We start from the raw sequence: 21,983 nt of genomic DNA on the forward strand, positions 1-21,983 counted from the left end.
GCGTCGTCGTATCCGGATGCCGCACATACGCGCGCGCTTCACGCAGGCGGTGGGATAACGGCGCATGCTGCCCCCGGAGATCGACGATGTCCGCCACGCCGCAGTCCGCTCCTGCCCCTGTTCGCGCCTCCCGGCACCCCCTTGTCACCGTGCTGTCGCTGCTGCTGGTCGTGCTCGGCCTGGTCATCGGCGGGCTCGGTGCGTGGCTGCTCAGCCTTGGCGGCTCGGCGTACTACGCCATCGCCGGGCTCGGCTTGCTGGCCAGCGGCATCCTGTTGTTCGGCAACCGCCGCAGCGGTGCATTGCTGTACGCGCTGGTGTTCATCGGCACGCTGCTGTGGACCTGGTGGGAGTCAGGCAGCGACTACTGGCGCTGGGTGCCCCGGCTGGGCCTGGTGACCGCACTCGGCATCGTGCTGGCCTTGCTGGCGCCCACCCTGCACGAGCCGGTCTCCAAACGCCTGTCGCGCAGCGCGGCGGGTGTGCTGATGCTGGTGTTCGTGGCCGCCTTCGGCCTGGCCTTTGCGCCGCATGGTGAAGTGGATGGGCATCAGCCGTTCCCGGAAGGCGCGGTCAGCGCCGGACTGGAACCTACGCGTGATACCACGGGCCTGCAGCCGGCTGACCAGCCCGCCGAGGGCGACTGGCCGGCGTGGGGCCGCAGCAATGCCGCCACCCGCTATTCGCCGCTGCAGCAGATCACCCCGGCCAATGTGGCCTCGTTGCAGCCAGCCTGGCAGTTCCGTACCGGCGATATGCCCAAGAAGCGCTGGGGCGCGGAAACCACGCCGCTGAAGATCGGCGATCGCCTTTACCTGTGCACCGCGCGCAACCGCCTGATCGCACTCGATGCCGCCAGCGGCAAGGAACTGTGGCGGTTCGATCCCAAAGTGAAGGACACCTCGATTCCGTACACCGCCGCCTGCCGCGGGGTGAGCTACTACGAGCAGCCCCGCACGCCGACCATTGCCGATGCGGCATTGGCCGATGTCGCCGCTGATCTGGCGCTGCCGGAGCCGCCGCCCAGCGTCACCCGCAGTGCTGCACCGGGCAATCGCCCGGCGTGCTGGGCACGCATCATCGAAGGCACGCTGGACGGCCGCATCATCGCGGTGGACGCCGACAGCGGCCGCCCCTGCGCCAACTTCGGCAACAACGGCCAGGTCGACATCACCCTGGGCATGGGTGAGGTGCCACCGGGTTACGTGTCGATCACCTCGCCACCGGCGATCGTGCGCGGGGTGATCGTGACCGGTCACCAGGTGCTGGACGGGCAGCGCCGCGATGCGCCGTCGGGCGTGATCCAGGCCTACGATGCCATCACCGGCAAGCTGCGCTGGGCGTGGGACATGGACCAGCCCGAGCGCAGCGGTCTGCCGCCGCGCGAGCAGACCTATACGCGCGGCACGCCCAACATGTGGACCACCGCCACCGGTGATGAGGCGCTGGGCCTGGTCTACCTGCCGCTGGGCAATTCCGCGGGTGACTACTGGAGCGGCTCACGCACGGAAAACCAGAACCGCTATGCGACGTCACTGGTGGCGATCGACGTGGCCACCGGCAAGCCGGTCTGGCATTTCCAGGCGGTGCGCAAGGATGTGTGGGACTACGACCTCGGTTCGCAGGCCAGCCTGATCGACTACCCGACGGCGGCCGGCAAAGTGCCGGCGATCCTGCTGCCGACCAAACAGGGCGACATCTACATCCTCGACCGCCGCAACGGCCAGCTTCTGACCGCGGCCGAAGAGCGCAAGGTGCCCATCGGTGGTGTTGAACCCGAGCAGCGCTCGCCCACGCAACTGTTCTCGCTGTACCACACGCTGCGTCGCGAGCATGAGCTGACCGAACGTGACATGTGGGGCATCACCCCGATCGACCAGCTGGTCTGCCGCATCCAGTTCCGCAAGGCCTACTACGAAGGGTTCTACACGCCGCCGAGCAGCGAGCGCCATTCCATCGAGTACCCCGGCTACAACGGCGGCTCGGACTGGGGCAGTGTGTCCATCGATACGCGCCGCGGTGTGATCGTGGCCAACTACAACGACATGCCGAACTACAACCGGCTGGTGCCACGCGCGGAGGCCGACAGGCTGGGCTGGCTGCCGCGCGAAAAGATCCGGTTCGACAAGGGCGGAGCAGAAGGCGCGGGTGACCCGCAGGTGGGCACGCCCTATGCCATCCAGGTCAATGCCGGTTGGCGCCTGCCGTTCACCGGTCTGCTGTGCAAGCAGCCGCCCTATGGCGGCATCCGTGCCATCGACCTGCGCACCGGCAAACTGCTGTGGGACCGTCCATTCGGCAGTGCGCGCGGCAACGGACCCTTCGGCATCCGCTCCGGCCTGCCGATCGAGATCGGCACACCGAACAATGGCGGTTCGGTGGTGACCGCCAGCGGCCTGATCTTCATCGCCGCCGCCACCGATGACCTGCTGCGCGCCATCGACCTGAGGACCGGCAAGGAGTTGTGGCATGCCAAGCTGCCCGCGGGAGGCCAAGCCAATCCGATGGTGTACGAGCAGGGCGGGCGCCAGTACGTGGTGATCATGGCCGGCGGCCACCATTTCATGGAAACCCCGAACGGCGATTACGTGATGGCGTTTGCGTTGCCCAGGTAACCGCAACGGGGGCGGTGATCCACCCCCATTACATGACGCTGGATCACACCGTCACCACCACCTTGCCGATCTGCTCGTTCGATTCCAGGTAACGGTGTGCGTCCTGGATCTGCGCGAACGGGAATAGCTTTGCGATCTTCGGCGCCAGCGTGCCCTTGTCCAGGCCATCCACGATGAAGGCCTTGGCACGTGCCAGCACGGCATCGTCGGAAACGATCTCCGAGTACAGGTAGCCTTTCAACGTCAGCGACTTGCCCAGCACGTTGAACAACGGGAACGGGGTGGGTTCACTGCTCAGCGCGCCGTATTCCAGCAGGATGCCGCCACGCGCCATGGCTTCGGTCAGCGGCACGAACTGCGGGCCACCGATCGGATCGAACACCACGCGGGCACCAGCGCCGCCGGTGATGCGCGCCACTTCGGCCACCAGATCCTGTTCCTGGGTGGCGATGACATGGGCGGCACCGGCGTCGAGCAGGGCCTGGCGCTTGCCCGGGCCACGGGTCACAGCGATCGGCGTGGCGCCGACTGCATTGGCGATCTGGATGGCGGCCAGGCCGACGCTGCTGCTGGCGGCGGTGATGATGACGAAATCCCCGGCGGACAAGTGCGCCTGCTCCAACAGCGCCCCCCAGGCGGTGACGTACTGCATCCACACCGCGGCGGCCGTTTCAAAGTCCAGTGCCTGCGGATGCTTGACTACCAGTCGTGCCGGCACGTTGGCCAGTTCGCCGTAGGTGCCCCAGCGCGCGATATCCAGCGGCGGCACCACGCTGACCGCATCGCCCGCAGTGAATCCGCTCACTGCACTGCCGACGGCTTCAACCACGCCGGCCGCTTCGTAGCCCAGGCGGCTGGGGAACTGCGCTTCCTGCAGGTAGGCGCCGTTACGGAACATCACCTCGGCGCGGTTCAGGCCGATCGCCTTCACCCGGATCTGGACTTCGTCAGGGGCGGGGGCGGGAACGTCGATATCGTCGATGCGCAGTACATTGGCAGTGCCATATTCGTGGATGCGGACAACCTGGCTCATGGGGGGCTCCGAGGAAGGGCCGGCGAGGGCGCCGGCGAAAGGGTGAGCGCTACTGTGCGCGTAGTCTGTATCCAGAATAAGGGGTAATCTGGTGTTTCATTGAAAAACAATTGTTTGCAATGGACCTGATCGTTCCCCTGCGGACCTTCGCCAAGGTGGCCGAGGTCGGCTCCTTCGCCGCCGCTGCCGAGGCACTGGACCTGTCGCCGCAGCTGGTCGGCAAGCACATCCAGGCGCTGGAGCAGCATCTGGGTGTGCGCCTGCTCAACCGCACCACGCGCAAGCAGAGCCTGACCGACTTCGGCCAGGCCTACCTGGCGCGGGCGCGGGTGATCCTGGAGGAAGTGGAGGGGGCCGAGCAGCTGGCCGAAGTGGCGCGCGGGCGGCCGATGGGGCGCCTGCGCATCAGTGCGCCGGTCACCTTCGGCGTGCACGCGCTGGGCCCTGCGGTGGTGGCCTACATGCAGCAGTACCCGGACGTGCAGGTCGATTTGAACCTGTCCAACAGTCTGGTGGACATCGTTGAAGACGGCTACGACCTGGTGTTCCGCACTGGCGATCTGGCCGACAGTGGGCTGGTGGCGCGGCGGTTGGGGCCGTATCCGCTGGTCCTGTGTGCCTCGCCGGACTATCTGGCTTCGCGACCGGCCATTGCCCATCCCAATGACCTGAGCCGCCACGAGTGCCTGGGCTTCGCGCATTCGATCATCCGCACCCGCTGGAGCTTTCGCGATACCGATGGCGGCGTGCTGACCGTGCCGGTGTCCAGCCGCTTCATGGTCAACCAGGCCGAGCCGCTGCTGACCGCCGCCATCGGAGGGCTGGGGCTGATCCTGCAACCGCACGAAATGCTGGCCGGAGCATTGGCGCGTGGTGAGCTGGTGGAAGTGCTGCCGGACTACGTACCGGTGTCGACCTGGATCAACCTGGTGTATCCGCGCGATCGCCAGCTGACGCCCAAGCTGCGCAGCTTCCTGGACTTCTGCGTGGCGAGATTCAGCGAACAGACGATGGCAAGGCGATAGCGGGGCCATCGGGTAGCAGGGTTTCCATCAACTGCGAAGGATCTCGCATTCACGTTGCATCCGGGGCTGTGCGCATTCCACCACGCACGCGGAGTGGATGGCGTCGCATCGAAGCATTCAGCGTCACTGTTGAGATGTTGCGGCAGAGTCCCTGGTGTCGATGCGGCGGCCGCATCCTTGGTCTAGGATGCGGCCAGGAATCCCCGCAAAGGAACTGCCATGAGGGTTGTTGGACGCCTGTTTCTCTGCAATGCACTGGCCTGTTCGGTTCTACTGGTTACCCCGGTTTTTCCAGCAATCGGTGCTACATCTTCCGAGCGTGCACATCCACGTGCGCAGGACGCCATCGATGACTGGCTGGTGGCCTTCAACGCTGGCAGCCTCGAGCAACTGCAGGCGTTCGCTGATACCTACGCGAAGAAGGAAGGCAGCAGCCCCAAGGACTATCTCGAGTTCCGCGAGAGCACCGGCCCGCTGCGTGTGCTGGAAACACGCCAGAGCGCGCCCGGTCACGCGAAGGTGCTGGTGATGGGCCAGCTGAACGAGCGCGCGATGTGGGTGACGGTCGTCATGGATCCGGCCAGCCCGGCGCATGTGAAGCAGTTCCAGATCGAAGGCACTGAAACGCCGGACAAGTTCAAGCCGGAGAGGGTTGCTTTGCCTGCCCTGATGGCCGATGCCACAGCAAGGCTGGAGGCGCTGCGGGCCCAGGACGCGCTGTCGGGTGCGTTGCAGGTGGCACGGAACGGCAAGGTGCTGCTGGACTGGCGCGGTGGCAATGCCGATCGCACCGCTGGCATTCCAGTGGGCGTGGATACGCAGTTCCGCCTTGCGTCCTCCAACAAGATGTTCACCGCAGTGGCCATACTGCAGCGGGTGCAGGAGGGCAAACTCAGTCTCGATGACACGATCGGCAAGCACCTGCCGGACTATCCGAACAAGGCCGTTGCCAACAGCGTGACGGTTCGCCAGCTGCTGACCCATACCAGTGGCCTGGGTGATTTCTTCGGCGACGATTTCGAGCAGTATTCCGCGTCGCTGAAGACGCTGGATGACTATGTGCAGCGCTTTGCCAAGGATGCACCGCAGTTCACGCCCGGCAGCCAGGACAGCTACTCGAACTATGGCTTCATCGTGCTTGGGCGGATCATCGAGGCCGTCTCCGGGCAGTCGTACTATGCCTATGTGGAGCAACACATCCTGCGCCCTGCAGGCATGACCGGCACCGGCTTCGAACCGGAAACAGTGACGGTGCCACAGCGTGCCGTCGCCTATACGAAGCAGGATGGGCAATGGGTCCGTGAAACGAAGTCGCTGCCCTGGCGCGGCATGTCAGCCGGTGGTGGCTACAGCACGGTGAGCGACATGGTGAAGTTCGCCGAGGCGCTGCGCAGCGGAAAGCTGGTCTCACCTGCATTGCTGCAGCAGGCCACCACGGCGCAGAACCACAAGGGCTGGTACGGGTTCGGCTTCGTGGTGCAGGGCGAGGGCAGGGAGCATCAGTACGGCCACGAAGGCGGTGCGCCCGGATCGAACAGTGCCATCGTGGTGCTACCCGCGCAGGGCTATGTGATCGTTGGGCTGGCCAATGTCGATCCGGATGCGATCGGCAATGTGGTCAACTACATCGCGCGAAGAGTGCCGCTGTAGTCCCGAGCGACTATGCCACAGCGATGTTGACGCTGGGGCAGGTGGCGGACCAGAATCGGGCCATGAGCCGACTCCTTCCCGTGGTGTGTCTGGTCGCCAGCATGGTGCTGCTGCTGCGTGGAGTGCACGTGATACTCAAGGGTGTTCCGGCCATGGCCAGCGAAGATGCCAGTGCTGCGTATGCACAAGGCTACCTGCATGGACAAGCGGCAGCCGGGTGGGTGTTGATTGCCGCTGCAGCAGCCTGTGCGCTCATTGCCTGGCACAGGGCGCGCGCCAGGAAGTGAGAGACGGGCGCGTCAGCGCGGCACCCGCACCATCTTCGTCATCAAGTGTTCCACCACACCCGCCGGGTCTGCCGTGCGGCCCACATGCGTGCTCGACATCTGCACGACCGAGCTGCGCTTGGCGGTGAGGAAATGGAAGCGCGCGCGCGCCGGCAGCTGCGCGATCGGCCCGGCGCTGGCATCGCCGCGGCAGATCGCCACGATCGCATCCAGCCATGGCTGCAGCGCCTCCTGGTCCAGCGCTGGCGCGAAGGCGTGCAGGCGTGCCGGATCGATCTCGATGGCCGCTTCCAGATGACGCGCACCGGGACAGGAGACGATCACCCCGACGTTGATGAATTCCTCGCGCTCCACCCGCGGTACCACGCGGATGACGGCGTAGTCATACGTGTGCAGCGTGGGCACGGATGGCCTCCTGCACGAACACCGCACGCACTTTCAGGCGGTGCTTGAGATAGCTGATGTAGCCCTGGCGATAGGCCTGCGGGCTGTCGAACGCGGGCTCATTCACCAGCCAGCTGTCCGGCACCAGGCCGACGATGCGCTCGATCTCGGCATCGGTCAGGCGCGCGGCCAGCTCGGCGTCCACCTCGGCGATGCGGTTGGCGAACGACAGCAGTACGTGGTCGCGGATCAGCACGAACGGCTTTTCGCAGGCATCGCCGGCGTTGGCCCAGTCGTGATGGAAGTACATGGCCGCACCGTGGTCGATCAGGTACAGCTTTCGATGCCACACCATCAGGTTGGGATTGCGCGTGGTGCGATCGACATTGCTGGTGAACGCATCGAACCAGACGATGCGCGAGGCCAGGTCGGCATCCACCGGCATCGCTGCCGGGTCGTAGTTGATCGCGCCGGGCAGGTAGTCCAGGCCCAGGTTCAGGCCCTCGCTGGCGCGGATCAGCTCCTGGATCTCCGGGTCGGGCTCGGTGCGGGCGAACTCGCGGTCCAGCTCGACGAACAGGATCTCCGGAATCGGCAGGCACAGCGTGCGCGCCATCTCGCCGGCGATCAGCTCGGCGATCAGCGCCTTCGGGCCCTGGCCGGCGCCACGGAACTTCAGCACGGCCATGCCGTCGTCGTCGGTCTCGACCACGGCCGGCAGGGAGCCACCTTCTCGCAAGGGGGTGATGTAGCGGAGGGCATGTACGGTGCGCATGCGCGCATTCTAGCGTGGGTGCCGCCAAGGGAGCGCCGGGCGCGTCCCGGCGGCTCCATGTCGTTCCCCGTCAGTGCGTCAGCGCGCCGCGCTGCTGCTCCTGCACGCGGACCTGTTCCTGCGTGGCCTGATCGGCCTGCCGCTGGTTGACCACGGCAAGCGTATCCAGGCTGTCCTGCACAGGGCGCTGGGCGGCCTCGGCAGTGGGTGATGAGGCGCGCAGCGAGGCCGGATCATCCAGCGGCCCCTTCACCACAAAGATGTTCTGTGCCGCGCCCGCACCCTCGGTCTGGCGGCTGAGCACCACATGGTCGACCCGGTCCAGTCCGTTTTCGCGGGCCAGCACCAGCAGGCTGGCACTCAGGCGCTCGCTGGACGCATCGAAACTGCGTCCGTTGGCAGCATCCAGCTCAGCTACCTTGCCGCGGATCTGCTCGTGCAGCGAACGGTCACGGCCTTCCGCAAGCGGCGTCGGTACGCCATCGCCCTCCGTCGCATGCTGTGCGGTGATCGGCACATGCGTATGCGTGCCCTCAGTGTGGTCGAAGTAACGCAGCGTCGACGGCGAGGTACTGGTATCGAAGTAGGGCTGGCGCGGGGGCGAGCCCTCGCCGAGGTTGAGCCCGTTCTGCTCCAGCAGGCGCTCGTCCAGGCCCAGCTTCTTCATGTTCACTTCCATCCGGCTGACGCCATCGGGCGCTGGATTCGCGGCCTCGAATTCGCTGGCCAGTCCGATCGCCAGGGCGCCGTAGAAATTCTGGTAGTCCGAATTCCCATGATGGCCCAGGCCGGTGCTGACGCCCTGATCGTAATAGTGCCTGGCCATTCCCTCGATGTTGGCTGCGGTGGGGGAGATGGTCAGGTCCGCATTGAGGGTCAGCTCCGGGTGCGGGGCATAGGTGATCGGCGGGCCGGGCCGCGACTGGATGACATCTGTCGAGCGGGTGCTGGCTTCATACAGGTCGCGCAGGGTGGCGTCCGGGTTGTTGGCACGTACCTGGCTGACCAGCGCATTCCAGCCTGCGATGTTCGAAGAAGCCTCATCGCGGCGGTTGGCCGCGAGCAGGGTGCCGATGGCCTCGGTGTAATCATGGCTCGTTGTACGGCCCGCGACCTGCTCCACGTCGGCTTCGAACTGCACGTAGGCGCGCTCGACATCAGCATCGTTGAAGCCGTGCTGGATCTCGTGACCGAGCACAAAGGCAACCTCGGCCGCGTCGAACCGGTCCGGGGCCGCCGGGGTCGACAAGCTGTTGGCGGGCAGCTTGATGGATTTCGTGCCGGTCTCGTAGGTGCCGCCCGCGTTGCTTGTGGCGGGCAACAGTTCGAAGCGTTCCAGATAGCCTGCCGCGATGGCGGCGTCCACCTGCTTTGCCAGCACGGGCGAGCCCGCGATGACGTTGCGCAGGTTGTCGACCTGGTCGCTGGTGACGTCGATCTTGCCGGCGAACTCGCCCAGCAGGCGTTCCGTTTCTGCGGAAAGGATCGTCATTGATGGCTCCCCTTACTGCACGGTGACAAGACGCACGCAGGCATGCGTGGCGTCGCCGAGGGCGTGAGGGTTCTCGGGCATGGTGTCGACCTTGATGCTCAGCTGCGGTCGATCGAAGCGGTCGTAGATCACCCGGCCGTGTTCGCCGCGCACCGTCTCGCGCTTGAAGCCGGCGGCATCCAGTGCGGAAGCGAAGTGGTTGAAGTCGACCTGGCAGATTGCCGCAGCCGAGGCCTTGCGATCGCTGCTGGTGTCCATGAAGTTCAGGTCCAGCCGCGCGTCGGCAGTGCCGGCCCGCTGCACTTCCAGTCCATAGCCCCATTCCGGTGTCAGCGTGCCGCCATAGCCGAAGTGGCCGGGGCCGAAGACCTGCGCCGGCGCCTGCATCGCTGCGGACAGGCGCTCAGCGGTGAGCTCGCGGGTGGAGGTCGTGACCTTGATCAGGTCCAGCAGGCGCAGCAGCAACTGCTCGGCATTGAGCGGGGAGGGCGAAGTGGTCTCGGATACGGCGGGGGCCATGGTGTCGGTTCCTTGAGAAGTCGGCGTGCGGTCGGCGGCATGTGCGCAGGCGCAGAGCGCGGCCGCTGAAAGTGCGAGCGTCCACGGTCGTATGAATGCGTACCGGGGCATGTGCGTTCCTTGCAGATTGAAGGCTGACCCTAGGGCCAGCCGGATGAAGCAGAGGTTAAGCGTAATCGAGGCACCCGAATGCGTTACAAAAGGTGAACGGGTGCGCATTCTTCACTTGACCATTCCGCGCGCGATGTCAGCATCGGGTCCATGGAGCATCAACTTCGCGTGTGACCTTCAACAGGAGGCCGTCATGCAACAACTGCGCAGCTGTCACGCTTTACCCTGCATGCAATGCAACGCGTGGTGTTGACCCTGGTCTGATACGGCCACCTTGCCGGCACGGATGGCCGCCACCCACAGCATCTGCCACTGTTCACCCGATGCGGTCCCGGCATGCTCTTGCCGGCCCTGCAATACAGACATACGCCCGCCAGATTGTCCTCTGCGTTGCCCGATGGCCTTCGCAGCGCGGAGGCTGGCTTGTCCATGATGATCCTGCAGGCTTTGGAGGTGCACCGATGAGCGACCAATACGAACGAATGCTGCCGGCCCTGGACGATGCCAAGGTCGAGGAAATGATCGGAAAACTGGTGCTGGTCGGGGTGACCCGCTACGGCGGCGACGGCCAGGTGCAGGGACTGGAGCAGTACGCGGGAACGGTGCTGCGCATCAGTGCCGATGAAGGCGTGGTGCTGGCCGACGAGAATGATGGCCACGAGCGTTACCTGCCGCCGATGCTTGACCAGTACCTGCCGGCCCAGCCGGGAGAGTACCGGATGAGCAACAGCGGCATGATCGTGGTCGACCCGGACTATCTCACCGCCTGGGACCTGCACGCCCAGCAGTAGTGCCAGGCCAAGTCTGGCAGGTGCCGGCAGCTCCCCGGCACCTCCCGGAGCTGCACTTTGCCCCATCCGGCCACTAGCCCTTCCGGCCCATTCACGACAACTCCTGCGGTGCTAGATTCGGGGCCATGCCCGATTCCGGGTACCCATTCACACCCCAGGGGATAAGGATGCTGATCCGTCAAACCTCTCTGGCAGCGGCAGTTGCCGTTGCCACCGTCGGCCTGCTGGCCGCTGGCCCGGCGCTTGCCGATTACGCGAAGCCGCCGGAGCACCTGCTCAAGGTGCTGAAGGCACCGCCGCCGCCGGCGCCGAACGTGGCCCCGGGCGGCCAGCGCCTGCTGCTGACCACCGCGCAGACCTACCCGTCGATCAGCCGCGTCGCCCAGCCGTACCTGAAGCTGGCCGGCGTGCGCCTGGAGCCGAAGAACCGCAGTCGGCATGACACCCCCGGCGGCTACGGTATTCCGGCCTGCGTGGCCGACTTCACCCTGGTCGATATCGGCAGCGGCAAGGAGACCCAGGTCAACCTGCCGCAGGGCTGCGCCACTGGCGCGCTGTGGTCGGCCGATGGCAGCCACTTTGCCTTCCAGAATGCGGTCGATACCAGCGTGCAGCTGTGGGTGGGCGATGCGGCCACCGGCCAGGTGAAGCAGGTGCCGAACGTACAGCTGAATCCGATCTTCGGCTACACCGTTCAGTGGCTGGGTGGCAGCCAGAACCTGCTGGTGAAACTGGTGCCGGCCAATCAGGGTCCGGCGCCGTCCAACGGCGGCGTGCCGACCGGTCCGGATGCGCAGGAGTCGCTGGGCAGCAGCGGCGAGAGCAGCACCTATGAAGCTCGCGACACGCTGACCAGCGTGCATGACGAGAAGCTGTTCGCCTACTACGGTGCCTCACAGCTGGCCGTGGTCGATACCGCCGCGGGCAGCGTGCGCCCGGTCGGGCAGCCTGCGCTGTTCAATGAGGTCAGCGCCGCGCCCGATGGCGTGCACGTGCTGACCGAATCGATCAAGGCGCCGTACTCACATGCGGTGACCTACCAGCGCTTCGCCAATGATGTGGCGGTGCTGGACGTGAGCAATGGCCGCAGCACGCCGATCGCCAGCCTGCCGCTTGCGGATCGCGTGCCGGTGCACGGCGTACCGGAAGGCCCGCGCGGTTTTGACTGGCGAGCCACCGATCCGGCGACCCTGGTCTATGCCGAAGCGCTGGACAAGGGCGACTGGAAGGTCAGCGTGCCGCACCGTGACCGCGTGCTGATGCTGAAGGCCCCGTTCAACGGCAAGCCGACCGAAATCACCCGTACCGCGCAGCGTTTTGAAGGGTTTGCGTGGACCGCCGATCCGGCCGTAGCCTTCCAGTACGAGAACGACGAGAACCGCCACTGGATGCAGACCCGCATCGTCGATGTGGACCAGCCGAAGAAGGAAGGCCGCCTGCTGTGGGACATGTCCAGCGATGAGCTGTACGGCAATCCCGGCAACCTGGTGTTCACCCGTCTGCCGAATGGTGCGCAGGTCGTGCGCCGTGAGGGCAACCACGTGTTCCTCAGCGGCCGTGGCGCCTCGCCGCAGGGCGATCGTCCGTTCCTCGACCGCCTGGACCTGGGCACGCTGAAGAGCGAGCGCCTGTTCCGTAGCAGTGCCGACGCCTACGAACAGTTCCTCGGCTTCAGCAACACGCCGGGGCGCTACCTGACCTGGCACCAGTCGGTGATCGATCCGCCGAACGCCTTCATCCGCCAGCAGGGTGAGGCAGTGGCTGATGCGAAGACCGGCGAGGCACAGTTCGCGTCGACCACGACCGCGCTGACCAAGCTGGTCGACCCGACCCCGGAAGTGCGCCAGATCAAGAAGCAGCTGGTGACCTACAAGCGTGCCGACGGCGTGGACCTGTCGTTCACCCTGTATACGCCGCCGGGCTACAAGGAAGGCCAGCGCGTGCCGGCGATCCTGTACGCCTACCCGGCCGACTTCGCCAATGCTGCGCAGGCCGGCCAGGTGTCCGGTTCGCAGCAGACCTTCACCCGCCTGCAGCCGTACCGCCTGATGCTGCTGGCCGGCTACGCGATCATCGACAATGCCTCGTTCCCGATCGTGGGTGACCCGAAGAACGCCTACGACACCTACCTGGAGCAGCTGGAAGCCGACGCCAAGGCAGCGGTGGACAAGGCCGTGGACATGGGCGTGGTCGACCGCAACCGCATCGGCGTGACCGGTCACAGCCATGGCGGCCTGATGACCGCCAACCTGATCGCGCACACCAACCTGTTCAAGGCCGGTGTGGCGACCAGCGGTTCGTACAACAAGACCTTTACCCCGTTCGGCTTCCAGAACGAGCGTCGCTCGGTATGGCAGGCGCAGGACGTGTACCTGAAGGCCTCGCCGTTCTTCTATGCCGACAAGATCAAGCTGCCGCTGCTGCTGGTGCACGGTGAGGACGATGCCAACCCGGGCACCGAACCGTTCCAGTCGCGCAAGCTGTACCAGGCCATTCGTGGCAACGGCGGTACCACCCGCCTGGTGATGCTGCCGAACGAACCGCACTGGTACACCGCGCTGGAGTCCAACGAGCAGCTGGTGTCGGAGATGCTGAACTGGTTCGACACCTACGTGAAGAACGCCAAGTAGCGTCGAGCGAGCTCGACTGCTTTGCACGAGGCCGCCTTCGGGCGGCCTTCCTGCATCCTGTAGAGCCGCGCCCATGCTCGGCTGCTGTTCGCATGTAAACAGATGCACGTGCTCTGCAATCAACTGTGGAGACTCGGTAACGACGTGTTACCGGCACATTCGCATGCCACGCAAATGGTCTAGGCTGAACCTGATCGCTCGTTCCAGGTCGGTGCAATGAAAGCCATTCTCCTTGCTGCAACGTTGTCGTTGGCCCTGGTTTCAACGGCATATGCTCAGTCGTTTCCTGCTGAGCTGACGCAATTGGGCATTGTCGCCGGCATGCCTTACGCCAAGGCCAAGCGCCTGCTGGATGCTGCAGGCTGGCAGGCGAAACCTGCGCAGGGCGCGCCGGAGTCGCTGGAGGGCTTTCCGGAAGTCGGATGCCAGAAGGACGGAAAGCAGTGTGCGACGACCTTCGAAAAGGACGGTCAACAGATCGCGGTGCGGCTGGGCACTACCCTGGCAGGGCAGCCGTTCGTGCAGAGCGCTGACTGAGCACCCGCCCTCACGCCAGCGGTAGGCGGTCCTGCGCGTGGGATAACCCGTCATGCAGGTCGCGCACGTGCTCGGCCTTGGCATGCACCCGGGTGGTATCGCCGAAACTGCGTAGATAAGCGCAGGCTGCGAAGCCGGCGCTCTTCTTTTCGTACTCGGCAATCCAGGCCAATCGATCCGGATTGTTGGCCTGTTCGGATGACCACGCGGCCACTGGCGGGCGGATGCGGTACTTCAGGCCGACGCGCCACGGCTTCGGTGTCAGTCGCGCACGGAAGCAATGCTGCAGCCGGCACATGCGCGCGTACAGGGTATCGGTGCCCAGTGCCTTGAAGAATGCCTGCAGCTGCTCGTCCTCCGGGGAGAACGTGGCATGCATCGCCAGTACGCGCAGTCCCGCAGGCGTCCGGTAGGCGCGCAGATGCCAGTGGGGGTGTTGTTCGCTGAAGGCTTCCACGCGTCGCAGCGCCAACCCCTCGGCGCCCCCGGCGGCGGCCAGCCGCTGCCTGCGGCGCATCAGCAATGCCGCATTGACCAGAACCACCGCCGCCACGCCCAGCACCAGTCCCACCAGCCAATGCCACAGCAGCGTGCCGGTGACGGCGCCGGCAAGCAGCACGACCGCCGCAACGATGGCTGGCATCACGCAGCCGGCTGGCGGCTGCGCATGGTCGATGTCGGCGAACAGTACGTCCGGGCTGTTGAGGCACAGTGCGCCATAGCTGTTGCGGGTGATGATGACGTCGCCGTCGCGCTGCACGATCTGCTCGCGGATCGGCACGCCTTCCACGCCATAGTTGCTGCGCACTTCGCGACGCGGCAGCACCTGTCCGGCGAGGATGGCATTGAGGGCTTCATTGGCGCGGCGGTCGGCGTGCACCTGCGCCTCGGCAGGGCCTTCGTCGGACCAGCCGAAGCGGCGCACCACCACCGGCCGGCCACGGAAACGGGCCTGCAGGCGGGCTTCGGCCCAGTAGGCGGGAACGATCATCATCGCGGGGTGCTCTATCTTCCGTGGCAGGTGCCAACGCGAGTCTGGCACAGCGCCGGGGTGCCCGCATCTGCTTGCTGCGGCGGCCGGGCCGGAGTGATAGATTGCGCGCTTCGCATGCACTCCACCAAGGACGGAGCGATGTCCATGATCCTGCGCGGCCTGTTGGCCCTGGCCTGTGCCGGGGTGGTTGGCATGGCCACGGCGGCGGCACCGGCCGGGCCGCAGATTGTCACTGACGATGTCAGCCGCTTCTACGCGCTGTACGACAACGCAGGTGGCAAACCCAGCGTTGCGCAGTTGCGTGGCTACATGGCCGAGGGTTCGGCGGGCCTGGCCGAGCTGGCCAAGGCGCGCCGGGTCACCCCCGAGCGCATTGCCGAGTCCATCGCCAGCCAGCCGGAGCTGTATGTGCAGGGGCGAAGCTGCCTTGCCGAACTGCCGGCGGTGAAACAACGTCTGACGCAGGTGTTTTCCAACCTGCAGGCCATCTATCCGCAGGCTGCGTTTCCGCCGGTGACCATCGCCGTCGGCCGTGGTCGTCCGGTAGGGTTGACCTCGAAAAGCGGCGTGATCATCGGCCTGGAAGCGCTGTGCGCAGCCGATTTCATGAATCCCAATGTGCAGGACCGCTTCGTGCATGTGATCGCGCACGAGTACGTGCACATCCAGCAGACCGGCCTGACCGACTTCGAGCCGGGCGACCCGCATGCGACGGTGCTGCGTGTTTCGTTGGGCGAGGGCATTGCTGAGTTCATCGCCGAACTGATTTCCGGCAACGTCGGCAACGGGCGCCATGCGGCCTGGACCCGTGGTCGGGAAGTGCATATCGAAAGCGCATTCGCGCTGGATCTGGACAGCACCGATCTGTCGCCGTGGCTGTACAACTACAAGCCCGGTTCGCAGGAGCCCTATGACCTCGGGTACTGGGTGGGATACCGCATCGCCAAGGCCTATTACCTGCAGGCCAAGAACAAGCGTGACGCGGTGCGTGCGCTGATCCAGCAGGACAACCCGAAGGCGATCCTGGCCGCCAGCGGCTGGACGCCGGGTATGTGGATGCCGGCGAAAGTCACGGGTGTGGCGGCGCGTACGGCTGCACGCTGAGCACAGGGTGGGGCGTTAGACTGCTGAAGATGATTTCAGGAGTACCCGCATGCGTGGACCTGTTGAGCTTGCCACTGCCACTGTCGTGGCGTTGGGCCTCGCGTTGGCTTCTCCGCTGGGCGCCGCTGAGGCCGTCGCAGTCAACCCGCTGCTGCAGACGCCCATCGATCAGCTACGCCCCGACGAAGTGCGCTTCATGCAGCAGCGCCTGGCCGATTGGCCGGAGCTGCAACGCTATCGTGATGCCAATGCGCGCCTACCTGATGCGGTGCCCGGCCAGCCGCGCGTGGTGTTCTTCGGTGACTCCATCACCGAGGGCTGGGGCAGGGAAGGCAGTGCCGGTTTCTTCCCCGGCAAGGGCTGGCTCAACCGCGGCATCAGCGGCCAGACCACGGCGCAGATGCTGGTGCGTTTCCCGCAGGACGTGCTGGCACTGAAGCCACAGGTGGTGGTGATCCTGGCCGGCACCAACGACATTGCAGGCAACACCGGCCCGTCCACGCAGGCGATGATCGAAGACAACCTGCACGCGATGGTGGACCTGGCCCGTGCACATGGCATCGCCGTAGTGCTGGCATCAGTGCTGCCGGTCAGCGATTACCCGTGGCTGCCGGGCACAGCACCTGCGCCCAAGGTGCGTGCATTGAACACGGCATTGAAGCGCTACGCCGAGGCGCAGCAACTGGTCTATCTGGACTACTACACGCCGATGGCCAATGCGATCGGCGGACTGGACCCGCAGTTGGCGGAGGACGGCGTGCATCCTACGGCGAAGGGCTATGCGGTGATGGCGCCGTTGGCCGAGGCGGCGGTCAAGCGCGCGCTGCAGCAGAAGTAGCTCCGCCGGGCAGGCTTGCCAGCAGCCACTCGCAGAAACTGATCAGCAGCGGATCGGTTGCACTCTCCTCATGTACCAGCCAACTCCAGCGGGGGCCGCGCACGCGTGCATCATCCAATGGTTGCAGCAGGCCTTGTTCGCAGGCTCGGGCTGCCAGCAGCTCGCTGACCAAGGCGATACCCAGCCCTTGGCACGTGGCATCCAGCAACTGCCCGGGCTCGGAGAAATTCATTCCCTCGCGGCGCTGGCCGACATCGGCGCCACCCTGCACCTGCCATTGGCTCCAGTCCATCTCGCGCTCGCCATGCAGGGTGAGGCGTTCGTGCGCCGGTGTGGCGAGCAGGGCCGGATGGCAGGCCGGATAGAGGCGGTCCTGCAGCAGCACGCGATGCTGGCACTGCGCCTGTGAGTCGAGGTCATCACGCACCGCCACGTCCAGCGTCTGCGTGGTCATGTCTGGTGCTTCCTCGCTGGTCAGCAGCCATAGGTCGGCGTCGGGATGCAGGCGGTGGAACCCGGCCAGGCGTGGCACCAGCCAATGGCGGGCGAAGGCCGGGCTGGTGTTGACGATCAGTTGATTGGGCTTGCGGTACTGATCGAGCCGGCGGATGCCGCTGGCCAGCTGCCGCAGCAGCGCCTGCGTTGTTTCCAGCAGGTCGATGCCGGCATCGGTGAGGGTGACGCTGCGGCCCTGCCGGAAGAACAACGGTTGCTGCAGCGACGCTTCCAGGCCCCGGATCTGCTGGCTGATGGCCGACTGGGTCAGGTGCAGTTCCTCCGCCGCACGGTGGAAACTGCCGAGCCGGGCGGCAGCCTCGAAACCCCGTAGCGCGTTCAGTGGTGGCCAGTGCTTGAGCATTTCAGATAAGTAAAACTGTTCAATTGATGGCTGAATCTATCGTTTGTTCTTATGTGTCGGCAAGCGCAGCATAGCGCCCATCCCACACCGGCCATGGAGCCTGTCATGAGCAACCGTCGTCACTTCCTCACCCAGCTGGCGGGCGCCGCCGGTCTTGGCGGCCTGGCTGCTCTGGGCCTGGCCGGGCTGCCGGGTCGCTTGGCTGCAGCAGGGCCAGGTGCGGGGACTTGGCGCATGCCGGACGAGCACGGCCCACAGGAACGCGTGTTCCTTGCCTTCGCCGCGCAGCCGCGGGTGTGGGGCGCGCAAGCCGATGCGGTGAACACCGCCGTGGCGCGGTTGGCCCGTACCATCGCGCGCCACCAGCCGGTCAGCGTGCTGTGCCGCCCGGCGCAGTTGAAGCAGGCGCAGGATCGCTGTGGCCGCGACAACATCGAGTTCCTCGAGGTGCCGCTGGATGACATCTGGGTGCGCGACTATGGTGGGTGCTTCGTCACCGATGGCCAGGGCGGGCTGGGCCTGGTCGACTTCAACTTCAATGGCTGGGGCGGCAAGCAGAGCGCGCGCAACGATGGCGCGGTGGCGCCGTGGCTGGCGCAGGTGACTGGCGCGACGCTGCTGGAAAGCGATCTGGTGGGCGAGGGCGGTGGCATCGAAGTCGATGGCCATGGCACGGCCATCCTCACCGAAAGCTGCTGGGTCAACCGCAACCGCAATCCGGACTGGTCGCGCGCGGATATCGAGGCCGAGCTGAAGCATCACCTGGGCCTGCGCAAGGTGATCTGGCTGCCCGGCATCGCCGGCAAGGACATCACCGATGCGCACGTGGACTTCTATGCGCGCTTCGTACGCCCGGGCGTGGTGATCGCCAATCTGGACAACGATCCGGAGTCCTACGATTACGATCTGACCCGCGAGCACCTGCAGATCCTGCGCGGGGCCACCGATGCCGATGGCCGTCGCTTGCAGGTGCATACGCTGCCGCCGCCGCTGGACCGACGCGACAACGTGCATACGCGCGACAACGACGATCTGGCGATGGGCTACATCAACTACCTGCCGATCAACGGCGCCGTGGTCGCGCCGCAGTTCGGAGACGACGCAGCCGATGGCTACTGCCGTGAACTGCTGGAAGACATGTATCCCGGCCGCGTGATCGAGCAGGTGGATATCGATGCCATCGCCGGTGGCGGTGGCGGCATCCATTGCGTGACCAAGAACATGCCGAAGGTGTAGTCCACTGTTGCGTTGACGCGCCGGAGGTCATGTCATGATGCTCCAGGTACACATGCTCGGGGGAGCAGATGGATCTGGATACGGGCATATGGAGTGGATTGGTGGGCGGCAGTATCGCCACGATGATTGCACGGCGAGCTGCCGGTCGACTTCCCAGTCACTACCGCGGCCGTAGTCTGGTCTACCTGCGACGCCGCCATCGCGCTTCCATCTGGAGTGCAAACGCGCTTTTCCTGCTCGGGTTGATCAGCGGCCTGTTGATCTGGCCGTTGGGTCACTACGCCAGTACAGATTCACTTCCATTGCTGCTGGCAGCCGGCATGAGTTGCGGTCTGCCGCTGTTGGCGCTGCTGCTGATTCCCTGGATGACCCGCCGTCCGATCCGTGAGGCATGGGTGATCTTCGGCTATTCGCAGGGTGGGCCGGTGTGGTTGATCTACTCGATCCTGCTGGCAGGCGTCGCCTGTGGTGTGGTCGGAGTTTTGCGGCTGCTGGGCTGAGGCGGCAGCACCTGCATGGCGCGCACATCCAGCCCGCTCAGGCGTCGTCCTGCTTCAATGCGGCATCGGCAGCCAGCAGCGCCTCGGCGGCTGCACTGAGCGGCGGCGACGGCGGGGCGACCACGCCGATCGCTTCCATCATCTTCGGCATGCCCAGGAACTGCCGCGCGCGGCGGTCGTAGATGCCGGTGACCAGCAGCGCACGGGTGGCGATCTTCTGCTCGGGCCCGATCAGTACGCGTTGTTCCATGATCCCGCGCGAGCCGACCCAGCCGACCAGCCGCGTTTCCAGGGTGAAGCGCTGGAACGGCTTCAGCTCGCGGCGGAACTGGATGGTGCCGGCGCCGACGATCGGTGCCCACTTCTCGCGCAGCGCCACCCGGCCCAGGCCCATGCGCAGGATCAGGTCCAGCCGGCCCAGGTCGAAGATGTTCCAGTAGCGGCCGTTGGTCATGTGCAGGTTGCTGTCCAGGTCATTGGGCAGTACCCGGAACTGCAGCCGCGAGACCCCGAACGGGGCCTCCAGCTTGGGCCGGAACAGGCTGCACAGGAGCAGGTGGAGCAGGCGGAACCAGAGATTCATGGTTATGACGACTGTTATAGAGTCGCCGGTACGCTAATCTATGACGACTGTCCTGGCAAGGAGCCTCCCGTGAGCCCGCGTCCCTCTGATGCGCCACAACGCGTGATTGATGCTGCGGCACAGATGCTGGCGCGCGTGGGTCTCAATGCCACCAGCATCCGTGAGGTCACCAAGCTGGCCGAGGCACCGCTGGGCTCCACCTATCACCACTTTCCCGGCGGCAAGCAGGAGCTGTTGGCGCGTGCCACCCATATGGCCGGCGACAAGGTCGAAGCGTTGCTGGTGGAGCTGCTGAAGGGCGGGGCGGTGCAGGGCCTGCAGCAGTTCCTGACGATGTGGCGCGAGCGCCTGCTGCGCACGGATTTCCGCGCCGGCTGCCCGGTGTTGGCCGCTGCGGTGGAGGAGCCGGTTGACGCGGTGCACAGCCAGCCGCGCGCGGCAGCTGCAGAGGTATTCGCGCGCTGGCACGGCCATCTGGCCGCAGCGTTCGTCGCCGACGGACACGATCCGGCCGCCGCAGGTGGGCTGGCCAGTCTGGTGATTGCCAGCGTGGAAGGTGCGGTGGCGATGAGCCGCGCACTGCAGGACATCGCCCCGTTCGACCAGGTGGCCGCGCAGTTGCTGAAGGCCGCCGCGCGGCCTTGATCCGGCGGCACGGTCGCGGGAGACTCGGCGCAGGCCCTGACTGGACGCCGCCATGGACGAATCGCACTGCCGTCACCTGATCGAGCACTACCTGCAGGCCTACAACCGCTTCGACATCGACGCCATGCTGGCGGTGCTGGCGCATAACGTGCGTTTCGAGAACCACAGCGGCAGCCAGCTGACGATGGTCACCGAAGGCATCGATGCCTTCGGCGAACTGGCACGGCAATCGGCGCCGTTGTTCCGCGAGCGCGAGCAGCGGTTGCTCGAGTTGACCTTCGAGGATGGCATGGCGCTGGCCAGGATCGGCTGGCGTGGCGTGTTCGCGCAGGACATTCCCGATGGTCCCAGTGCGGGCACGGAACTGGCCCTGCAGGGACGCAGCGAGTTCGCTTTTGAGGACGGTCGCATCGTGCGGATCATCGACCGCAGCTGAAGATCGATGGCACAGGTCCGCCGTCTGGACAGCGGACCTGCCCGCGGTAGAATCCGCCCACCACCGCTTACGCGTGCCCGGCAAGGATGTCCGCATGCAGTATCAGGTTTTCGAGCTTCCACGCTGCACGATCTGCGGCATCCAGCGGCGCCGATGAAACGCACCCGTTTCTTTACACGCAGCCCATTGAAGCTGCCGGCTAATCGCGGCAGTGAAGTCGTGCGCGCGCGGCAGCATCTGCAGCAGCTCGGCTGGCCGCGCCTGCAGATGGCGCTGATCGTGGCCCTGACCGGTGCGGCCGGTTTCCTCGCCTCGCACCTGCTGCGTCTGGCCGGTATCGACGCGATGCTGCTGCGCTACCCGATGGCCGTGCTGCTGGCTTATGGCGTATTCCTGCTGCTGATGTGGATCTGGATCCGCTGGCGCTGGGACAACGTGCTGGATGGCCTGTCGCCGGATGTGGGCAGTGGTAGCCCATCGCCTCGTGGAAGTGCCTTGGAATCACCGTGGAGCGGCGTCGGTGGCCGTTCTGGAGGTGGCGGCGCGTCAGCTTCGTGGAATGAGTCGGCGCGGGTCAGCGGCGACGATGCCGGTGAGCTGCCATTGACCGGCCTGGCCGAAGACGAAGCGGGCCTGCCGTTGCTCGCGATCCTCGGCCTCGTCGCGCTGCTGGCGACCGTTCTGCTGGCCAGCGTGTGGGTTGTGTGGTCGGCGCCAGTGCTGATGGCTGAGCTGCTGGTGGACGCGGCCATCGCCGGAGGCCTGTACCGGCGCATGCAGGGCATGCAGGAGCAGGGATGGTGGCGGGTATGCGTGACGCACACGATCTGGCCGCTGCTCGGCCTGCTGCTGTTCTTTGCTGTGCTGGGTTGGCTTGCGCAGACGCTGGCTCCAGGAGCGACCCACCTGCTGCAGGTCATTCAAGCAGTGTAGCGCCAC

General features: G+C 65.8%; 22 protein-coding genes. 14 read left to right on the forward strand and 8 right to left on the reverse strand.

Annotated elements, in window-relative coordinates:
• Positions 1-86: 86 nt before the first annotated feature.
• Entirely contained in the window at positions 87-2,615 is a 2,529-nt protein-coding gene (locus V3B64_RS03560; protein WP_329913625.1) for a membrane-bound PQQ-dependent dehydrogenase, glucose/quinate/shikimate family, read from the forward strand.
• Positions 2,616-2,658: 43 nt separating this feature from the next.
• Here the strand turns inward: V3B64_RS03560 and V3B64_RS03565 are convergent, their stop codons facing one another.
• Positions 2,659-3,648, reverse strand: coding sequence for a zinc-dependent alcohol dehydrogenase family protein (locus tag V3B64_RS03565; protein WP_329913626.1), 990 nt, complete (start codon positions 3,646-3,648; stop codon positions 2,659-2,661).
• Between the two features lie 119 nt (positions 3,649-3,767).
• Between V3B64_RS03565 and V3B64_RS03570 the strand changes: the two genes are divergently transcribed.
• The 3 genes from V3B64_RS03570 to V3B64_RS03580 all read left to right on the forward strand — a co-directional run bounded on the left by V3B64_RS03570 (position 3,768) and on the right by V3B64_RS03580 (position 6,610).
• The gene (locus V3B64_RS03570) at positions 3,768-4,673 is read left to right on the forward strand and encodes a LysR family transcriptional regulator (RefSeq protein WP_049422087.1); all 906 of its coding nucleotides are present in this window, start codon (positions 3,768-3,770) and stop codon (positions 4,671-4,673) included.
• Positions 4,674-4,892: 219 nt separating this feature from the next.
• On the forward strand, positions 4,893-6,323 hold the full coding sequence (locus V3B64_RS03575; protein WP_329913627.1) for a serine hydrolase domain-containing protein: 1,431 nt from the start codon (positions 4,893-4,895) through the stop codon (positions 6,321-6,323).
• 62 nt (positions 6,324-6,385) lie between these two features.
• Positions 6,386-6,610, forward strand: coding sequence for a hypothetical protein (locus V3B64_RS03580; RefSeq protein WP_147427896.1), 225 nt, complete (start codon positions 6,386-6,388; stop codon positions 6,608-6,610).
• Positions 6,611-6,622: 12 nt separating this feature from the next.
• Here the strand turns inward: V3B64_RS03580 and V3B64_RS03585 are convergent, their stop codons facing one another.
• The 4 genes from V3B64_RS03585 to V3B64_RS03600 all read right to left on the reverse strand — a co-directional run bounded on the left by V3B64_RS03585 (position 6,623) and on the right by V3B64_RS03600 (position 9,780).
• On the reverse strand, positions 6,623-7,015 hold the full coding sequence (locus V3B64_RS03585; RefSeq protein WP_049400180.1) for a DUF3037 domain-containing protein: 393 nt from the start codon (positions 7,013-7,015) through the stop codon (positions 6,623-6,625).
• Positions 6,993-7,769, reverse strand: a complete 777-nt coding sequence (locus tag V3B64_RS03590; RefSeq protein WP_164161267.1) for a HipA family kinase — start codon at positions 7,767-7,769, stop codon at positions 6,993-6,995. Before V3B64_RS03590 ends, V3B64_RS03585 begins: the two co-directional genes overlap by 23 nt.
• A 70-nt stretch (positions 7,770-7,839) precedes the next feature.
• Complete coding sequence (locus V3B64_RS03595) at positions 7,840-9,261, reverse strand: XVIPCD domain-containing protein (RefSeq protein WP_329913628.1); 1,422 nt, start codon at positions 9,259-9,261, stop codon at positions 7,840-7,842.
• Between the two features lie 12 nt (positions 9,262-9,273).
• Positions 9,274-9,780: a hypothetical protein gene (locus tag V3B64_RS03600; RefSeq protein WP_223224724.1), complete on the reverse strand. Its 507-nt coding sequence runs from the start codon at positions 9,778-9,780 to the stop codon at positions 9,274-9,276.
• Positions 9,781-10,352: 572 nt separating this feature from the next.
• On the opposite strand from V3B64_RS03600, the gene V3B64_RS03605 reads away from it, so the two are divergent.
• The 3 genes from V3B64_RS03605 to V3B64_RS03615 all read left to right on the forward strand — a co-directional run bounded on the left by V3B64_RS03605 (position 10,353) and on the right by V3B64_RS03615 (position 13,849).
• Complete coding sequence (locus tag V3B64_RS03605; RefSeq protein ID WP_006376346.1) at positions 10,353-10,682, forward strand: hypothetical protein; 330 nt, start codon at positions 10,353-10,355, stop codon at positions 10,680-10,682.
• A 167-nt stretch (positions 10,683-10,849) separates the two neighbouring features.
• On the forward strand, positions 10,850-13,312 hold the full coding sequence (locus V3B64_RS03610; RefSeq protein ID WP_121505173.1) for a prolyl oligopeptidase family serine peptidase: 2,463 nt from the start codon (positions 10,850-10,852) through the stop codon (positions 13,310-13,312).
• A gap of 216 nt (positions 13,313-13,528) precedes the next feature.
• Positions 13,529-13,849: a hypothetical protein gene (locus V3B64_RS03615; RefSeq protein WP_006376283.1), complete on the forward strand. Its 321-nt coding sequence runs from the start codon at positions 13,529-13,531 to the stop codon at positions 13,847-13,849.
• A gap of 10 nt (positions 13,850-13,859) precedes the next feature.
• Here V3B64_RS03615 and V3B64_RS03620 read toward each other — a convergent pair whose 3' ends face one another.
• Positions 13,860-14,843 (reverse strand): hypothetical protein, encoded by a 984-nt coding sequence (locus tag V3B64_RS03620; RefSeq protein WP_121505172.1) that lies wholly within the window; start codon positions 14,841-14,843, stop codon positions 13,860-13,862.
• Positions 14,844-14,981: 138 nt separating this feature from the next.
• Here V3B64_RS03620 and V3B64_RS03625 point away from each other — a divergent pair, with 138 nt between their 5' ends.
• Positions 14,982-15,947, forward strand: a complete 966-nt coding sequence (locus V3B64_RS03625) for a DUF2268 domain-containing putative Zn-dependent protease (RefSeq protein ID WP_032127700.1) — start codon at positions 14,982-14,984, stop codon at positions 15,945-15,947.
• Positions 15,948-15,996: 49 nt separating this feature from the next.
• On the forward strand, positions 15,997-16,785 hold the full coding sequence (locus V3B64_RS03630; RefSeq protein ID WP_329913629.1) for an SGNH/GDSL hydrolase family protein: 789 nt from the start codon (positions 15,997-15,999) through the stop codon (positions 16,783-16,785).
• Here V3B64_RS03630 and V3B64_RS03635 read toward each other — a convergent pair.
• On the reverse strand, positions 16,760-17,644 hold the full coding sequence (locus V3B64_RS03635; RefSeq protein WP_329913630.1) for a LysR family transcriptional regulator: 885 nt from the start codon (positions 17,642-17,644) through the stop codon (positions 16,760-16,762). The genes V3B64_RS03630 and V3B64_RS03635 overlap by 26 nt on opposite strands.
• 105 nt (positions 17,645-17,749) lie before the next feature.
• Here V3B64_RS03635 and V3B64_RS03640 point away from each other — a divergent pair, with 105 nt between their 5' ends.
• Complete coding sequence (locus V3B64_RS03640) at positions 17,750-18,880, forward strand: agmatine deiminase family protein (RefSeq protein ID WP_329913631.1); 1,131 nt, start codon at positions 17,750-17,752, stop codon at positions 18,878-18,880.
• 101 nt (positions 18,881-18,981) lie between these two features.
• Positions 18,982-19,380 carry a hypothetical protein gene (locus tag V3B64_RS03645; protein WP_329913632.1) on the forward strand — a complete coding sequence of 133 codons (399 nt, stop codon included), beginning with the start codon at positions 18,982-18,984 and terminating at the stop codon, positions 19,378-19,380.
• Positions 19,381-19,417: 37 nt separating this feature from the next.
• On the opposite strand, the gene V3B64_RS03650 is transcribed toward V3B64_RS03645, so the two are convergent.
• Positions 19,418-19,963: a thioesterase family protein gene (locus V3B64_RS03650; protein ID WP_049397600.1), complete on the reverse strand. Its 546-nt coding sequence runs from the start codon at positions 19,961-19,963 to the stop codon at positions 19,418-19,420.
• A 69-nt stretch (positions 19,964-20,032) separates the two neighbouring features.
• On the opposite strand from V3B64_RS03650, the gene V3B64_RS03655 reads away from it, so the two are divergent.
• The 3 genes from V3B64_RS03655 to V3B64_RS03665 all read left to right on the forward strand — a co-directional run bounded on the left by V3B64_RS03655 (position 20,033) and on the right by V3B64_RS03665 (position 21,977).
• The gene (locus V3B64_RS03655) at positions 20,033-20,608 is read left to right on the forward strand and encodes a TetR/AcrR family transcriptional regulator (RefSeq protein WP_253144092.1); all 576 of its coding nucleotides are present in this window, start codon (positions 20,033-20,035) and stop codon (positions 20,606-20,608) included.
• 52 nt (positions 20,609-20,660) lie between these two features.
• The gene (locus V3B64_RS03660) at positions 20,661-21,044 is read left to right on the forward strand and encodes a nuclear transport factor 2 family protein (RefSeq protein WP_049463189.1); all 384 of its coding nucleotides are present in this window, start codon (positions 20,661-20,663) and stop codon (positions 21,042-21,044) included.
• Positions 21,045-21,197: 153 nt separating this feature from the next.
• Complete coding sequence (locus V3B64_RS03665; RefSeq protein ID WP_253144094.1) at positions 21,198-21,977, forward strand: hypothetical protein; 780 nt, start codon at positions 21,198-21,200, stop codon at positions 21,975-21,977.
• The last annotated feature ends 6 nt before the right edge of the window (positions 21,978-21,983 follow it).

The sequence above is a fragment of the Stenotrophomonas sp. SMYL86 genome, from assembly GCF_036320025.1.
Lineage (GTDB): Bacteria > Pseudomonadota > Gammaproteobacteria > Xanthomonadales > Xanthomonadaceae > Stenotrophomonas > Stenotrophomonas maltophilia_A.

Coding starts and splice junctions, on each gene's coding strand:
- V3B64_RS03605 (WP_006376346.1), top strand. CDS start 10,353: ATGAGCGACCAATACGAACGAATGCTGCCGGCCCTGGACGATGCCAAG.
- V3B64_RS03560 (WP_329913625.1), top strand. CDS start 87: ATGTCCGCCACGCCGCAGTCCGCTCCTGCCCCTGTTCGCGCCTCCCGG.
- V3B64_RS03615 (WP_006376283.1), top strand. CDS start 13,529: ATGAAAGCCATTCTCCTTGCTGCAACGTTGTCGTTGGCCCTGGTTTCA.
- V3B64_RS03590 (WP_164161267.1), bottom strand. CDS start 7,769: ATGCGCACCGTACATGCCCTCCGCTACATCACCCCCTTGCGAGAAGGT.
- V3B64_RS03610 (WP_121505173.1), top strand. CDS start 10,850: ATGCTGATCCGTCAAACCTCTCTGGCAGCGGCAGTTGCCGTTGCCACC.
- V3B64_RS03575 (WP_329913627.1), top strand. CDS start 4,893: ATGAGGGTTGTTGGACGCCTGTTTCTCTGCAATGCACTGGCCTGTTCG.
- V3B64_RS03580 (WP_147427896.1), top strand. CDS start 6,386: ATGAGCCGACTCCTTCCCGTGGTGTGTCTGGTCGCCAGCATGGTGCTG.
- V3B64_RS03565 (WP_329913626.1), bottom strand. CDS start 3,648: ATGAGCCAGGTTGTCCGCATCCACGAATATGGCACTGCCAATGTACTG.
- V3B64_RS03660 (WP_049463189.1), top strand. CDS start 20,661: ATGGACGAATCGCACTGCCGTCACCTGATCGAGCACTACCTGCAGGCC.
- V3B64_RS03665 (WP_253144094.1), top strand. CDS start 21,198: ATGAAACGCACCCGTTTCTTTACACGCAGCCCATTGAAGCTGCCGGCT.
- V3B64_RS03600 (WP_223224724.1), bottom strand. CDS start 9,780: ATGGCCCCCGCCGTATCCGAGACCACTTCGCCCTCCCCGCTCAATGCC.
- V3B64_RS03595 (WP_329913628.1), bottom strand. CDS start 9,261: ATGACGATCCTTTCCGCAGAAACGGAACGCCTGCTGGGCGAGTTCGCC.
- V3B64_RS03640 (WP_329913631.1), top strand. CDS start 17,750: ATGAGCAACCGTCGTCACTTCCTCACCCAGCTGGCGGGCGCCGCCGGT.
- V3B64_RS03570 (WP_049422087.1), top strand. CDS start 3,768: ATGGACCTGATCGTTCCCCTGCGGACCTTCGCCAAGGTGGCCGAGGTC.
- V3B64_RS03630 (WP_329913629.1), top strand. CDS start 15,997: ATGCGTGGACCTGTTGAGCTTGCCACTGCCACTGTCGTGGCGTTGGGC.
- V3B64_RS03625 (WP_032127700.1), top strand. CDS start 14,982: ATGTCCATGATCCTGCGCGGCCTGTTGGCCCTGGCCTGTGCCGGGGTG.
- V3B64_RS03650 (WP_049397600.1), bottom strand. CDS start 19,963: ATGAATCTCTGGTTCCGCCTGCTCCACCTGCTCCTGTGCAGCCTGTTC.
- V3B64_RS03620 (WP_121505172.1), bottom strand. CDS start 14,843: ATGATGATCGTTCCCGCCTACTGGGCCGAAGCCCGCCTGCAGGCCCGT.
- V3B64_RS03635 (WP_329913630.1), bottom strand. CDS start 17,644: ATGCTCAAGCACTGGCCACCACTGAACGCGCTACGGGGTTTCGAGGCT.